Below are 13,293 nucleotides of genomic sequence, written 5' to 3'. Positions count from 1 at the left end.
GGGTCGGCCCGGCCGACCCGTTCGGGGGCCGTCGCGGCCCTCACAAGGAGTGATCAATGAAGAAGCTGCTTGCTGTTGTCGCCGCCGTCGCGGCCTTCTCGGCCCACGCCGAAACCCTGACCGTCGCCGCCACCCCGGTGCCGCACGCCGAGATCCTCAACTTCGTCAAACCACAACTGGCGAAAGAGGGCGTGGAGCTGAAGGTCAAGGAATTCACCGACTACATCCAGCCGAACGTGCAGGTGGCCGAAAAGCGCCTGGACGCCAACTTCTTCCAGCACCAGCCGTACCTGGATGAGTTCAACAAGGCCAAGAAGACCAACCTGGTCAGCGTCACCGGTGTGCACATCGAGCCGCTGGGCGTGTACTCGGCCAAGGTCAAGAAGCTCGACGAGCTGGCCTCCGGCGCCACCGTGGTCATCCCCAACGACGCCACCAACGGCGGCCGCGCCCTGCTGCTGCTGGACAAGGCCGGTGTGATCAAGCTCAAGGACAACAAGAACATCCTGTCGACCGTGAAAGACATCACCGGCAACGACAAGGGCCTGAAATTCCGTGAGCTGGAAGCGGCCACCATTCCGCGCGTGCTGACCCAGGTCGATGCGGCCCTGATCAACACCAACTACGCGCTGGAAGCCAAGCTCAACCCTGAGAAGGACGCGCTGGCCATCGAAGGCAGCGACTCGCCGTACGTGAACATCCTGGTTGCCCGCCCGGACAACAAAGACTCCGACGCCATGAAGAAACTGGCTGCGGCGCTGCACTCGCCTGAGGTGAAGCAGTTCATCACCGAGAAGTACAAAGGCGCTGTGGTTCCGGCGTTCTAAGCCGACCTTTCGCGCTGGATTCTTCGCGGGTAAACCCGCTCCCACAATAACCTGTGGGAGCGGGTTTACCCGCGAAGCTTTTGAGGTCTACCTCAATCCCGCTTGACCAGCCCCGGCAACTGCGCCACCAGCTTCTGGTTGTTGAACGGCGCACGAATGAACCCGCGCTGGCGCCCATCCGGCCCCACGACCGCCAGGTTGCCGCTGTGATCCACGGTGTAGCCCGGCTTGCTGGTATCGGCCGGAATGAACGGAATGCTCAGGCCGTTGGCCAGCTTCTGGGTATCCTCGATAGTCCCCGCCACCCCGACGAAATCCTTGTCGAAATAGCCCAGGTACTGCTTGAGCTGGTTCGGCGTGTCGCGGTTCGGGTCGACGCTCACCAGCACCACCTGCAAGCGCTCCCACGCCTCTTTCGGCAGCTCGCTCTTCACCTGGCGCAACTGGGCGAGGGTGGTCGGGCAGATGTCCGGGCAGTAGGTGTAGCCGAAGAACAGCAGCGACCACTTGCCCTTGAGCTGGTCCATCGCAACGGGCTGGCCATTCTGGTCGGTCATCGACACATCCGGCACGGTGCGGCTTTGCGGCAGCAGGATGATGCCGGCGTCGATCAATTCAGTGGGGTTCAACTGCCCCCGGTCACTGAGCACCTTGTTGACGGTCAGGCCCATGATCAGCGCGACCAGGGCAACAAGGATGAATACGGTTTTCTGGGTTCGGGTCATAGGTTCAGCAACAAGTAGTGGTCAACGAGCAGGGCGATGAACAGGGCGAACAGGTAGCCGATAGAGTACTTGAACGTATTGATCGCCGCGTGCGGCCGGGTGCCACGGTACAACACCCAAGCCCAGTGCAGGAAGCGCAGGCCCAGCCCCAGGGCACAGGCCAGGTACAGCGGCCCGCTCATGTGGATGGCATAGGGCAGCAGGCTCACCGCCAGTAAAATCAAGGTGTACAGCAGGATATGCAAGGCCGTGTAACGCTCGCCATGGGTCACCGGCAGCATCGGAATATCCGCTTTTTCGTACTCGCCCCTACGGTGAATGGCCAGGGCCCAGAAATGCGGTGGGGTCCAGGCGAAGATGATCAGCACCAGCAACAGCGGCTCGGCACTCACATGCCCGCTGACCGCCACCCACCCCAGCAGCGGCGGGGCCGCGCCGGCCAGGCCACCGATCACGATGTTCTGCGGCGTGGCACGCTTGAGAAAGCCGGTGTAGAGCACCGCATAGCCCAGCAGCGAGGCCAGGGTCAGCCAGGCGGTCAGTGCATTGGTGAAGGCCAGCAGCAAGCCCATCCCCGACATCGCCAGCAGCGCGGCGAAGCACAGCGCTGGCAGCGGCGCCACCCGGCCCTGGGCCAACGGGCGTTTGTGGGTGCGGGCCATCAGTGCGTCGATGCGCCGGTCCAGCACATGGTTGACCACCGCCGCGCCGCCCGCGCACAGGGCGATGCCCAGGTTGCCGAACAGCAGCACGCTCCAGGCCACGCCGGCACGGGTGGCGAGGAACATGCCCACCAGCGAGGTGATCAGCATCAGCACCACCACCTTAGGCTTGGTCAGTTCCAGGTAGTCGCGCCAACCGGCGCGCTGTCGCTCAGCGCTCAGAAGCGTCGCCACGAATCGTTCCTCATGTGATGGGTGAGGCCCACGCCAGTGACCGGGGTCAGGCGCCAACCTTGGCCTGCGCGCACCTTGTCGGCCACGCGGATGCGGTAGTTCACCAGCACCATGCTCAACAGCAGCAGGGCGCCGCCGGCGTTATGCGCCACCGCCACGGCCAGCGGCAGGTGCAGCAGCACGTTGCTGATGCCAAGGCTCAATTGCAGCCCCAGGGCCAGCAACACCAGGCGCGCCAGGCCGCTCAGGCCATGGCGCTGGAGCTTCCAGCCGAGCAGCAGCAGCACCGCCGTCACCAGCAACGCGCCCAGGCGATGGCTGATATGGATCGCCGTGCGCGCATCGCTGTCCAGCTGCCCGCCCAGGTAGTTGGGGCCGACATGCTGGGTAAGGTGGAAGCCGTTGCTGAAGTCCGCCGCCGGCCACCACTGGCCGTGGCAGGTGGGCAGGTCGATACAGGCCACCGCCGCATAGTTGGCACTCACCCAACCCCCCAGGGCGATCTGGCCGATCACCACCAGCAAGGCCAGGGCGGCTATCCGGCGCAGGCTCAAAGGCAATTTAGGGAGTGGCGCAAAGGCCCGGGATAGACGCAGGGATAGCAGGAAAAGCAGGCTCAGGGTGGTGAACCCGCCGAGCAGGTGCGCGGTGACCACCTGCGGCCACAGCTTGAGCGTCACCGTCCACATGCCGAAGGCCGCCTGGGCCAGTACCACCGCCAGCAACAGCAGCGGCAGCCGATAAGGCTGGCCATCGCGGGCATGCCGGCGCACAGCCTGGAAGGCCAGCAGGGCGATCACCAGCGCCAGGCTGCCGGCGAAGTAACGGTGGGTCATCTCGGCCCAGCCCTTGGCCTCTTCCACCGGGTGCTCGGGGAAGTGCAGTTCGGCGTGGGCCAACTGCGCCTCGCTCTTGGGCACGCTGATGAAGCCGTAACAACCCGGCCAGTCGGGGCAACCAAGGCCGGCGTGGGTCAGGCGGGTGTAGGCGCCGAGCAGCACCACCAACAACGCCAGCAGGGTGGCGAACACGGCAAGGCGAAATCCAGGTCTGGCCATGGCAGGCTCCTAGCCAATGTTGGACAGCTTGAGCAGGTGGCGCAGGTCGTCCAGCACCTTCTTGCCGTTGACCTTGGCGTCGTAGCGCAGCACCAGGTTGCCGTGGGGGTCGACGATCCACAGCTGCGGGCCGGGCTCGCCGACCTGCTGTTGGTAGCGCTGGCTATCCAGCGGGTAGCGTTGCAGCTGTGGGTATTCACGACCGAGCACAGCCTGGTAGTCCGCATCGAGCGCCTGCGCGGCGGCCAGGGCATGGCTGGCGCGGCTGGCGTCACGGCCCAGGCCCACCTGGATCTGCCGGGCCAGGTACACCAGCTGGCGGCAGTCCTCGGCGCAGGCCTGCGGGGCACTGACCAACAGCTGCCAGCGCTCGTCCTGGGCATCGATACCAATGTCGGCGCGGCTCTGGCCATTGCCGATCATCACCCCATGGAAGTTGCGCCCGTCCGGCACCCAGAACTGCAGTTTGTACATGCTGGTGGCGAGGATCATCGGCCCCAGCACGACGAACAGGATCAACAGCAGCTGCAAGCGCCCGCGGGCCTTGCGTCCTTCAGGCACGTTCAGTGGACTCGTGGCGGCGGCCATGGCGGTTCTCCTTGTTGTGGTTGTGCCAGCCGAAATACAGGTAAAGCAGCACCAGCGTGGTGGCCAGGGCAAACCACTGCACGGCATAGCCCAGGTGCTTTTCCGGGCCCATGGCGACCACCGGCCAGCCCAGTCGGTAGCTGGCCGGCCCAGGCTCCAGGCGCAGCTCGTGGGCGAAACCTTCACGCCCGAGCAGTTGCCAGAGGCCGGCCGGGTCGACGGCAGTCAGCAAATGCGGCCACTGGCCGCCGGCGGGGTCGGGGTGCAGCTGGAAGGTCTTGCCGGGTGCCACATAGACCGAGGCATCCAGCGCCAGGGGTTGATCGGGTGTAACGAACTGCACTGGCACCCGCCGATCGGGCCAGGGTAACCAGCCGCGATTGACCAGCAGCCACTGGCCGCTGGCCTGGTCGTGGAAGGGCTGCAGCAGTTCGACGCCGGCCTGGCCGTCGCGCATCTGGTTGTCCAGCAGCAGGCTGTGGCGGGCGTCGAAACGGCCATAAAGGTGCACACGGAAGAAGGCAGGGTCGGGCAACTGGGCCAGCTGGGCGGCGGCCAGTGGCGCCTCCACCTGGCGTTCGGCGTAGCTGTCCATCAGGGCGCGCTTGTCGTCGGCCCGGCCCAGTTGCCAGAAGCCAAGCGCGATCAGCCCCGGCAGCAGCGCGAGCACCACCAGGGTCGGGATCCAGCCGGGGCGAAACGGCTTCACCGGGGCCCCGCAAGGTCGAACGCTATACTTGCACTCATCACCGCATCCCCCCGGAGTCTCGTCATGCTCAAGGCCGCGATAGTCCTGATGCTGCTGGCCACCGTCGCCAGCCTGTTCAGTGGCCTGGTGTTCCTGGTCAAGGACGACGACCAGTCGACCCGGCTGCTCAAAGCCCTCACCGTGCGTGTCACCCTGGCGGCCCTGACCATCGGGCTGGTGGCCTGGGGCTTGATCAGCGGGCAGTTGGTGTCACACGCGCCTTTTTGAAATCACCTGGATCCCTGTGGGAGCGGGTTTACCCGCGAATACGGTGTCAAATCCACCATCGCATTCGCGGGTAAACCCGCTCCCACAGGGTCATGTGTCGCTTGCCCTAAAGCACATACACAAAGATGAACAACCCCACCCAGACCACATCGACGAAGTGCCAGTACCAGCTGGCCGCCTCGAAGCCGAAGTGTTTCTCCGGATTGAAGTGCCCGCGCAAAATACGCACGAACATCACGATCAGGATGATCGTGCCCAAGGTCACGTGCGCACCGTGGAAGCCGGTCAGCATGAAGAACGTCGCGCCATAGATCCCCGATCCCAGCGTCAGCCCCAGCTTGGTATAGGCCTCGTGGTACTCGTAGGCCTGCAACGTGATAAAGCTGATGCCCAGGAGAATGGTCAGCGCCATCCAGAATTTCAGCGGTCCACGGTGATCGCGGCGCAGGGCATGGTGGGCAATGGTGATGGTGATGCTGGAGCTCACCAGCAGGATGGTGTTGATCAACGGCAGGTGCCACGGGTCGATGACCTCTTTGGGCGGCGGGAACAGTTTCGGGTCTGGCGTGTGCAGCAGCGGCCAGGCGAACTCGAAGCTGGGCCAGAGCATGTGCGCCACGCCCTTGGCCCCTTCGCCGCCCAGCCACGGCCCGGCCAGCACGCGCACGTAGAACAGCGCGCCGAAGAAGGCCATGAAGAACATCACCTCGGAAAAGATGAACCAGCTCATGCCCCAGCGGAACGAGCGGTCCATCTGCGCGCTGTACAACCCGGCATGGCTCTCCTTGACCACCGCGCCGAACCAGCCGAACAGCATGTACGCCAGGAACAACGCACCGACGAAGAAGATCAGCGGCCCGTGGGACTCCGGGTGGCCGGCCTTCAGGTCGTTGAACCAGGTGCCCAGGCCGAACACCGTGATGAACATGCCGATCGTGGCGATTATCGGCCACTTGCTCTGCGCCGGTACGTAGTAGTGCTCGTGGCTTGCCATGACGTATCTCCTTCCCTCAACGGGCGCCCTCGGTCGCGGCTTGGGCGACCGGGGGGTGGCGAGCGGTGATGTCGAACAAGGTGTAGGCCAGGGTCAGGTGTTTCACCGAATCTGGCAGGTCGCGGTCGACGATGAAACGCACCGGCATCTCGATGCGCTCGCCAGGCTGCAGCACCTGCTGGGTGAAGCAGAAGCATTCGGTCTTGTGGAAGTACGCCGCCGCCTCGGCCGGGGTGATGCTGGGGATGGCCTGGGCGCTCATCGGGTGCTTGGTCGGGTTACGGGCAATGAAGATCATCTGGTTCACCGCCCCTGGGTTGACCTCGATCTGGTCGGCGCTGGAGTGGAACTCCCAGCTCATGTCGCCAGCGTTGGTCGACATGAACTGCACCCGCACCGAGCGCGTCGGGTCGCTGACCTGGCTGCCCTCGTACTGCCCGCCGGTCTTGCCGTTGATGCCGAAGGCCTTGCACATCACGTCATAGATCGGCACCAGGGCAAAGCCGAAGGCGAACATCACCACGGTCAGCATGACCAGGCGGGTAACCAGGCGGCGCAGCGACAGGCCGTCCATGGGCGCGCTCCTACTTCACTTCCGGCGGAGTCTGGAAGGTGTGGTAGGGCGCCGGCGACGGTATCGACCACTCCAGCCCCTCGGCACCGTCCCACGGTTTGGCCGGCGCCGGCGCGCCGCCACGGATGCACTTGATGACGATGAACAGGAAGAAGATCTGCGTGGCGCCGAACATGAACGCGCCGATCGACGAGACCATGTTGAAGTCGGCGAACTGCAGGTTGTAGTCGGGGATCCGCCGGGGCATGCCGGCCAGGCCGACGAAATGCATGGGGAAGAAGGCCATGTTCATGCCGATGAACGACAGCCAGAAGTGCAACTTGCCCAAGGTCTCGTCGTACATGTGCCCGGTCCACTTCGGCAGCCAGTAATAGGCCGAGGCAAAGATCCCGAAGATCGCCCCGGGCACCAGCACGTAGTGGAAGTGCGCCACCACGAAGTAGGTGTCGTGGTACTGGAAGTCCGCCGGTGCGATGGCCAGCATCAGCCCGGAGAACCCGCCGATGGTGAACAGGATGACGAAGGCGATGGCGAACAGCATCGGCGTCTCGAAGGTCAGCGAGCCTTCCCACATGGTGCTGACCCAGTTGAACACCTTCACCCCGGTGGGCACGGCGATCAGCATGGTCGCGTACATGAAGAACAGCTCGCCGACCACCGGGATGCCGACCACGAACATGTGGTGGGCCCAGACGATGAACGACAGAAAGGCGATCGCCCCGGTGGCGTAGACCATCGAGGTGTAGCCGAACAGCGGCTTGCGCGAGAACGCCGGGATGATCGAGCTGACCGCGCCGAACGCCGGCAGGATCATGATGTACACCTCGGGGTGGCCGAAGAACCAGAACACGTGCTGGAACAGCACCGGGTCGCCGCCACCGGCAGCACTGAAGAAGCTGGTGCCGAAATGGATGTCCATCAGCATCATGGTTACCACGCCGGCCAGCACCGGCATCACCGCGATCAGCAGGAAGGCGGTGATCAGCCAGGTCCAGACGAACAGAGGCATCTTCATCAGGGTCATGCCGGGGGCACGCAGGTTGAGGATGGTGGCGATCACGTTGATCGCGCCCATGATCGAGCTGATGCCCATCAGGTGGATGGCGAAAATGAAGAAGGTCACGCTGGCCGGGGCGTAGGTGGTTGAAAGCGGGGCGTAGAAGGTCCAGCCGAAATTCGGCCCGCCGCCGGGGCTGAACAGGGTCGATACCAGCAGCAGGAAGGCCGCCGGCAGCAGCCAGAAACTGAAGTTGTTCATCCGCGGCAGGGCCATGTCGGGCGCGCCGATCATCAGCGGGATCATCCAGTTGGCCAGGCCCACGAAGGCCGGCATCACCGCGCCGAACACCATGATCAGCCCGTGCATGGTGGTCATCTGGTTGAAGAAGGCCGGCTCGACGATCTGCAGGCCCGGCTGGAACAGCTCGGCGCGGATCACCATGGCGAACGAGCCGCCGAGCAGGAACATGGTGAAGGCGAACCACAGGTACATCGTGCCGATGTCCTTGTGGTTGGTGGTCAGCACCCAGCGCATCAGGCCCTTGGCCGGGCCGTGGGCGTGGTCATGGCCGTGGGCGTGGTCGTCGATCACTGCACTCATGTCCTGTCTCCTGCAATCCACTGACTGCCGCGGGTAACCCGGCTCATTGCGCTTCGGCCTGCTTGAGCGCCAGCACGTCCTTCGGCGTGACCATGTCGCCCTTGTTGTTGCCCCAGGCGTTGCGCTCGTAGGTGACCACGGCGGCGATATCGACTTCCGAGAGTTGCTTGCCGAACGCCGCCATGGCGGTGCCGGGCTTGCCGTGGAAGACCAGGCTCAGGTGGCCTTCCTTCGGCCCAGTGGCGATCTTCGAGCCTTTGAGCGCCGGGAACATCGGCGGCAAGCCCTGGCCCTCGGCCTGGTGACAGGCCACGCAGGTGGTGTGGTAGACCTTGTCGCCGCGCGCCACCAGCTCTTCGAGGGTCCATTCCTTGCTGGTCAGCTCCTTGAGCTTGGCCGCCTCGGCCTTGCGCTCACCGAGCCAAGTGTCGTAGTCGGCCTTGGATTTCACCTCGACCACCACCGGCATGAAGCCGTGGTCCTTGCCGCACAGTTCGGTGCACTGGCCGCGGTAGATGCCGGGCTTCTCGATCCGCGTCCAGGCCTCGTTGACGAACCCGGGGATGGCGTCGCGCTTGACCGCGAAGGCCGGCACCCACCAGGAGTGGATGACATCGGCGGCAGTCACCAGGAAACGCACCTTGGCACCCACCGGCAGCACCAGCGGCTGGTCGACTTCGAGCAGGTAGTGCTCGTCCTTGGGCGCCTTGTTGTGGATCTGGTCGGCAGGGGTGGCCAGGTTGCTGAAGAACTCGACGTCCTGGCCCAGGTACTTGTAGTGCCACTTCCACTGGTAGCCGGTGACCTGGATATCGATGTCCGAGTCGGTGGCGTCGTAGATGTCGATCAAGGTCTTGGTGGCCGGGATGGCCATGGCCACCAGGATAAGGAAGGGAACGACCGTCCAGAGGATTTCCACCCAGGTGTGTTCGTGGAAATGCGCAGGCTGCTGGCCGGTGGAGCGGCGGTGGATGACCATCGACCAGAACATCGCGCCGAACACCACGATGCCGATGATCACGCAGATCCAGAAGATGGTCATGTGCAGGTCGAAGACGGCGTGGGAGACCTCCGTCGCCCCGGGCGCCATGTTCACGGTCCATGCAGCCTGTGCCTGACCCAACACCGACCACAGCAGGAGGCCCATCCAGACATGTGGATGTCGCATCATTGCGGGTTCCCCTTATCGTTCTTGTAGTCCCGGAGGCGTGGACGACCTGCTACGACAAAGAAGGGTACGGCGGCCAAGACTGCTGACTTCGACGACCGAGCCCCCTGCTAAAGGCAGTCGGGCCTCATCAACGAATCACGTTTCATCGGGAGTATAGACAGCGACCAATGGCGCGCAATGAACAGCATCAAATGACTTTCTCAAAACCAAACGTTTGCGCTGAAAGCCGCATGGATGCTGGGTTGGGGCACAATGATGGCATATTGATATAGCCAATTTCCTACACGTGCCTCAGTGATATAACAAATACGTCTTAGCCAATCTCGTAAGCGAGCTAACTTAGTGTCTTCCGTTTGTAACGCCTTGTCCCTGGAGTTGTCATGAACATCGCTGCTGTACGCGAGCAGATTGAAAATGCCCATCAACATGAGAGCCGCACAGGCCAGCTGAAAACCCGTCTCGAGCAGCAATTGCCGCACTTGCATCCTTCGATCCAACTACCCGAGCAGGATGCCCAGGGTACCCTGGCGCGCTTCGTCGGCGCCTATATCAACGAAGTGCCGGAGCTGCTCGAGGCCGCGCACAGCGTGGCCCGCGAGGCCGGCATCGAGTCGCAGATCAAACCGGTGCTGAAAATCGCCGAAGCCTACTTCCTGCAGCCACCCAGCGTGATGGCCGGGCATGTCGGCCTCGACTGCCTGCTGGACGAGGCCTACCTGGCGCATCGCCTGGTGGAGGAGGTCAACGACCTGTATATCCGCCATTTCCAGCAGCCGCTGATTCCGGTGGATACCACGGTGGCCAACGTGATCGCCCATCAACTGATTGGCGAGACGTTTGCCAATCAGCTGGATGAGGTGGTGCACCACTCGGTGGATGAAATGCTCAACGATGAGAGCTTTGCCGTGGAATCGGTGGAGCGCTATCGCGACAAGCTGTCGAGCCCTGAGACCGGGGAGGCATGGAAACGCTGGCCGTGCCTGTCGCGCCAGCTGGGTGTGGAGCTGGGCCAGTCGGCCTGAGTTCGATTCAATATCGCCGGGGCCGCTTTGCGGCCCCAGCAATCTGAAAGTCTAAACCCCGACTCCAGCCGTAGTCCGCAATCTCCCCTCGACCCGCCGCTTCAACCGCCGCTGCTCCAGCACCAGCCGCGTCCCCTTGGCCGCACTGCTGCGTCCCCAATCTTCCAGCAGTTCCAGGCAGGAATGGTCGATGTAGCTCAGGTTGCCCAACGGCACATGCAGCGTGGTCCCTTCCGGCACCGTGCCCAGCACCTGGGTCAGCGCCGGCACCTTGAGAAAGGTCGCCGCCCCGCTCAGGCGCAGCTCCATGTGCCCCGGCTTGGCCAGTGCCACCAGGTTGATCTTCAGCCGCGCCGCCTTCAGCGCCAGCTTCAGCAGGGTGAGCGCAAAGCCCAGCAGCACACCGGTGAGCAGGTCGGTGAAAACGATCGCCAGTGCCGTCGCGGCATACGTGAACATCGGCATCCGCCCATAACGGCTCAACCCTCGGAACGCCTTGAAATCCACCAGCTTCACGCCGGTGTACACCAGCACGCCCGCCAGGCTGGCCACCGGGATCTGCTGCAGCACGCTGCTCAAGGCGACAACGAATGCCAGCAACCACAGCCCATGCAGGATCGCCGAAGCGCGGGTTTGCGCGCCGGCCTGCACGTTGGCCGAACTGCGCACTATCACCCCGGTCATCGGCAGCGCACCGAGCACACCGCAAAGCATGTTGCCGACCCCTTGCGCCGACAGTTCACGGTCGAAGTCCGAGCGCTGGCCACTGTGCATGCGGTCCACCGCTGCTGCCGACAACAGCGTTTCGGCACTGGCGATGAAGGCCAGGGCGAAGGCCGCCACCAGCAGGGTAGGGTCGGCCAGCTTGAGCAGGTCGTCCGGGCGCAACCAGTCGATGGCTTCGGACAGGTCCGCCGGCACCTGCACCCGGTTGACCGGCAGCGCCAGCCACAGGCTGATGGCGGTCATCGCCGCCACCCCCAGCAATGCGCCGGGAATGAAGCGCAGGCGTTGTGGGCGCAAGCGGTCCCAGCCCCACATGACGGCGATGGTGCCCAGGCCCAGCGCGCCGGCCTGCCAGCCATTGCCTGCGCTTTCCAGCGGCAGCGCCGCAGCCAGCGTGGCCGGGAAGCCCAGCAAGTTATCCACACCCGACGGCTGTGGCGGGGCGTCGAACATCACATGCACCTGGGACAGCACAATCAGCACGCCGATACCGGCGAGCATGCCGTACACCACCGCCGGCGCCGTAACGCGGAACCAGCAGCCCAGGCGCAAACGCCCGGCCAGCAGCTGCAGCAGGCCGGCCAGCAGCAGGATCGGCCCAAGCATGGCCACGCCGTGCTGGCGCACCAACTCGAACACCAGCACCGCCAGGCCGGCGGCGGGCCCGCTGACCTGCAGCGGTGAGCCGGCGATGAAGCCAACCACGATGCCGCCGATGATCCCGGTGATCAGGCCCTTGGACGGCGGCAAGCCAGAGGCGATGGCAATGCCCATGCACAGCGGCAGGGCCACCAGGAACACCACCACCGAGGCCAGCAACTCACGCGGCAATGCCGCTTTGATCTGTGTCTTGTTCACCATGACGCTCCTTTATCGATTCACGGCCATTCCTCTGGCCGCGAGCACTGGGAACCCCGAATCGCGCGCAGGCGCAGGCCGCCAGCGGGTTTGCCGGCAAGGCGTTCGGGGAAATTCAAGGCAGGCGAAGGCCGCGCCGCACCCGTGGGGTGCAGCCGGCTATCAAGGTTTGTTCAGCGTGGTCGGGTCGCTTAGTAGCGGCCTCTCGGAGTAGCGGAAGGGATCGAATCGCCCGCGGTCAGCGGCAGGAAGCGGTCGCTGGCAGCGTCGTAGGCTTCGATCTGGCTGGTTTCGATGTCGTAGATCCAGCCATGGATGTGCAGCTGGCCAGCCGCCAGGCGCGAGGCGACCGAAGGGTGAGTGCGCAGGTGATGCAGCTGGGCGATGACGTTTTCCTTGGTCAGCAGCTGCATGCTTTCGTGCTCGCTGCCACAGGAGCAGTTGTCCTCGATCACGGTACGCGCCACTTCGGCGTGACGCAGCCAGGCGGAAACCGTCGGCATCTTGTCCAGCGAACGCGGGTTGAGCACCGCACGCATGGCACCGCAGTCAGAGTGGCCACAGATGATGATGTGGTGCACGCCCAACGCCAGCACCGCGTATTCGATGGCGCTGGAAACACCACCGTTCATCTGGCCATACGGCGGCACCACGTTGCCGACGTTACGGGTGACGAACAGGTCGCCAGGCGAACTCTGGGTGATCAGCTCGGGGACGATGCGCGAGTCGGCGCAGGTAATGAACATGGCGCGGGGTTTCTGCGCGGTGGCCAGCTTCTTGAACAGCTCTTGCTGCTCGGGGAAGACCTCGGTGTGGAACCGCAGGAAGCCGTCGACGATATGCTTGAGGGCGGCATCGGCGCTTTCGGCGGGTGCGGCCGGGACAACCTTGGATGGGTCCTTGACGGGCATGATTCATCCTCTTGACGGTTTGAAGGTAAGTTCCATGTTACCGGGGAAAGATTATGGCTATGCGGGGATTAGATGACGCGCACAGACAATAGATCACAGTCGGGGTGGACTGAGGGCCTACGCTAGCGGAGAAAACTTAACTGAAACTTAATTTGGACAGCTCTAGAACGGGCGTTCCAGAGGTTTTAGGCGGGATTTGGATAATAGCAAAAAAGCATCAGATGCCAATACCCTGTACTGATTTTGATGCCTAGCATTAGCGACGCTGGGGGTAGCTTTGCAGGGCATGACGCATACCTTGTGGGAGCGGCTTCAGCCGCGAAGCAGGCGACGCGGTGAATGGCACCGGCTACGCCGGTGTTCGCGG

General features: G+C 63.9%; 14 protein-coding genes. 3 read left to right on the top strand and 11 right to left on the bottom strand.

Annotated features, from left to right (window positions below; translation table 11 throughout):
* The first annotated feature begins 56 nt into the window (after positions 1–56).
* On the top strand, positions 57–827 hold the full coding sequence (locus ACQ4N9_RS01895) for a MetQ/NlpA family ABC transporter substrate-binding protein (RefSeq protein WP_390970051.1): 771 nt from the start codon (positions 57–59) through the stop codon (positions 825–827).
* A 92-nt stretch (positions 828–919) separates the two neighbouring features.
* Here ACQ4N9_RS01895 and ACQ4N9_RS01890 read toward each other — a convergent pair whose 3' ends face one another.
* The 5 genes from ACQ4N9_RS01890 to ACQ4N9_RS01870 are packed head-to-tail and all read right to left on the bottom strand — an operon-like array spanning position 920 to position 4,803.
* The gene (locus tag ACQ4N9_RS01890; protein ID WP_390970053.1) at positions 920–1,552 is read right to left on the bottom strand and encodes an SCO family protein; all 633 of its coding nucleotides are present in this window, start codon (positions 1,550–1,552) and stop codon (positions 920–922) included.
* Positions 1,549–2,448, bottom strand: a complete 900-nt coding sequence (gene cyoE / locus ACQ4N9_RS01885) for a heme o synthase (protein WP_125462070.1) — start codon at positions 2,446–2,448, stop codon at positions 1,549–1,551. Before cyoE ends, ACQ4N9_RS01890 begins: the two co-directional genes overlap by 4 nt.
* Positions 2,433–3,506 (bottom strand): COX15/CtaA family protein, encoded by a 1,074-nt coding sequence (locus ACQ4N9_RS01880; protein WP_390970055.1) that lies wholly within the window; start codon positions 3,504–3,506, stop codon positions 2,433–2,435. Before ACQ4N9_RS01880 ends, cyoE begins: the two co-directional genes overlap by 16 nt.
* Positions 3,507–3,515: 9 nt before the next feature.
* A complete protein-coding gene (locus tag ACQ4N9_RS01875; RefSeq protein WP_390970057.1) occupies positions 3,516–4,094 on the bottom strand; it encodes a hypothetical protein in 579 nt (192 codons plus the stop codon).
* Complete coding sequence (locus ACQ4N9_RS01870; RefSeq protein ID WP_390970059.1) at positions 4,060–4,803, bottom strand: SURF1 family protein; 744 nt, start codon at positions 4,801–4,803, stop codon at positions 4,060–4,062. The genes ACQ4N9_RS01875 and ACQ4N9_RS01870 overlap by 35 nt, the downstream gene beginning before the upstream one ends.
* 63 nt (positions 4,804–4,866) lie before the next feature.
* On the opposite strand from ACQ4N9_RS01870, the gene ACQ4N9_RS01865 reads away from it, so the two are divergent.
* Positions 4,867–5,070: a twin transmembrane helix small protein gene (locus ACQ4N9_RS01865; protein ID WP_125462066.1), complete on the top strand. Its 204-nt coding sequence runs from the start codon at positions 4,867–4,869 to the stop codon at positions 5,068–5,070.
* Between the two features lie 106 nt (positions 5,071–5,176).
* On the opposite strand, the gene ACQ4N9_RS01860 is transcribed toward ACQ4N9_RS01865, so the two are convergent.
* Genes ACQ4N9_RS01860 through coxB form a run of 4 tightly spaced genes read right to left on the bottom strand, consistent with a single transcriptional unit; the run spans position 5,177 to position 9,409 of the window.
* Positions 5,177–6,064, bottom strand: a complete 888-nt coding sequence (locus tag ACQ4N9_RS01860) for a cytochrome c oxidase subunit 3 (protein WP_390970061.1) — start codon at positions 6,062–6,064, stop codon at positions 5,177–5,179.
* 16 nt (positions 6,065–6,080) lie between these two features.
* Positions 6,081–6,638, bottom strand: coding sequence for a cytochrome c oxidase assembly protein (locus tag ACQ4N9_RS01855; RefSeq protein ID WP_110995002.1), 558 nt, complete (start codon positions 6,636–6,638; stop codon positions 6,081–6,083).
* A 10-nt stretch (positions 6,639–6,648) separates the two neighbouring features.
* Positions 6,649–8,238, bottom strand: a complete 1,590-nt coding sequence (ctaD, locus tag ACQ4N9_RS01850; RefSeq protein ID WP_110995001.1) for a cytochrome c oxidase subunit I — start codon at positions 8,236–8,238, stop codon at positions 6,649–6,651.
* Between the two features lie 43 nt (positions 8,239–8,281).
* Positions 8,282–9,409 (bottom strand): cytochrome c oxidase subunit II, encoded by a 1,128-nt coding sequence (coxB, locus tag ACQ4N9_RS01845; protein WP_390970063.1) that lies wholly within the window; start codon positions 9,407–9,409, stop codon positions 8,282–8,284.
* A 380-nt stretch (positions 9,410–9,789) separates the two neighbouring features.
* Here coxB and ACQ4N9_RS01840 point away from each other — a divergent pair, with 380 nt between their 5' ends.
* Positions 9,790–10,431 (top strand): hypothetical protein, encoded by a 642-nt coding sequence (locus ACQ4N9_RS01840; protein ID WP_125462063.1) that lies wholly within the window; start codon positions 9,790–9,792, stop codon positions 10,429–10,431.
* A 51-nt stretch (positions 10,432–10,482) separates the two neighbouring features.
* Here the strand turns inward: ACQ4N9_RS01840 and ACQ4N9_RS01835 are convergent, their stop codons facing one another.
* Positions 10,483–12,018 carry a SulP family inorganic anion transporter gene (locus ACQ4N9_RS01835; RefSeq protein ID WP_390970065.1) on the bottom strand — a complete coding sequence of 512 codons (1,536 nt, stop codon included), beginning with the start codon at positions 12,016–12,018 and terminating at the stop codon, positions 10,483–10,485.
* Positions 12,019–12,206: 188 nt separating this feature from the next.
* Positions 12,207–12,926 (bottom strand): carbonic anhydrase, encoded by a 720-nt coding sequence (locus ACQ4N9_RS01830; RefSeq protein WP_110994110.1) that lies wholly within the window; start codon positions 12,924–12,926, stop codon positions 12,207–12,209.
* Between the last annotated feature and the right edge of the window lie 367 nt (positions 12,927–13,293).

The sequence above is a fragment of the Pseudomonas sp. ES1 genome (assembly GCF_050586605.1).
GTDB classification, from domain to species: Bacteria; Pseudomonadota; Gammaproteobacteria; order Pseudomonadales; family Pseudomonadaceae; genus Aquipseudomonas; species Aquipseudomonas sichuanensis.
Note: the sequence above shows the minus strand (reverse complement) of the source record. Positions and strands in the feature narration are given on the sequence as shown.

Excerpts from the sequence above, each read along its gene's own strand:
- ACQ4N9_RS01895 (WP_390970051.1), top strand. The coding sequence starts at position 57 with ATGAAGAAGCTGCTTGCTGTTGTCGCCGCCGTCGCGGCCTTCTCGGCC.
- ACQ4N9_RS01890 (WP_390970053.1), bottom strand. The coding sequence starts at position 1,552 with ATGACCCGAACCCAGAAAACCGTATTCATCCTTGTTGCCCTGGTCGCG.
- ACQ4N9_RS01880 (WP_390970055.1), bottom strand. The coding sequence starts at position 3,506 with ATGGCCAGACCTGGATTTCGCCTTGCCGTGTTCGCCACCCTGCTGGCG.
- ACQ4N9_RS01875 (WP_390970057.1), bottom strand. The coding sequence starts at position 4,094 with ATGGCCGCCGCCACGAGTCCACTGAACGTGCCTGAAGGACGCAAGGCC.
- ACQ4N9_RS01865 (WP_125462066.1), top strand. The coding sequence starts at position 4,867 with ATGCTCAAGGCCGCGATAGTCCTGATGCTGCTGGCCACCGTCGCCAGC.
- ACQ4N9_RS01860 (WP_390970061.1), bottom strand. The coding sequence starts at position 6,064 with ATGGCAAGCCACGAGCACTACTACGTACCGGCGCAGAGCAAGTGGCCG.
- ACQ4N9_RS01855 (WP_110995002.1), bottom strand. The coding sequence starts at position 6,638 with ATGGACGGCCTGTCGCTGCGCCGCCTGGTTACCCGCCTGGTCATGCTG.
- ctaD (WP_110995001.1), bottom strand. The coding sequence starts at position 8,238 with ATGAGTGCAGTGATCGACGACCACGCCCACGGCCATGACCACGCCCAC.
- coxB (WP_390970063.1), bottom strand. The coding sequence starts at position 9,409 with ATGATGCGACATCCACATGTCTGGATGGGCCTCCTGCTGTGGTCGGTG.
- ACQ4N9_RS01840 (WP_125462063.1), top strand. The coding sequence starts at position 9,790 with ATGAACATCGCTGCTGTACGCGAGCAGATTGAAAATGCCCATCAACAT.
- ACQ4N9_RS01835 (WP_390970065.1), bottom strand. The coding sequence starts at position 12,018 with ATGGTGAACAAGACACAGATCAAAGCGGCATTGCCGCGTGAGTTGCTG.
- ACQ4N9_RS01830 (WP_110994110.1), bottom strand. The coding sequence starts at position 12,926 with ATGCCCGTCAAGGACCCATCCAAGGTTGTCCCGGCCGCACCCGCCGAA.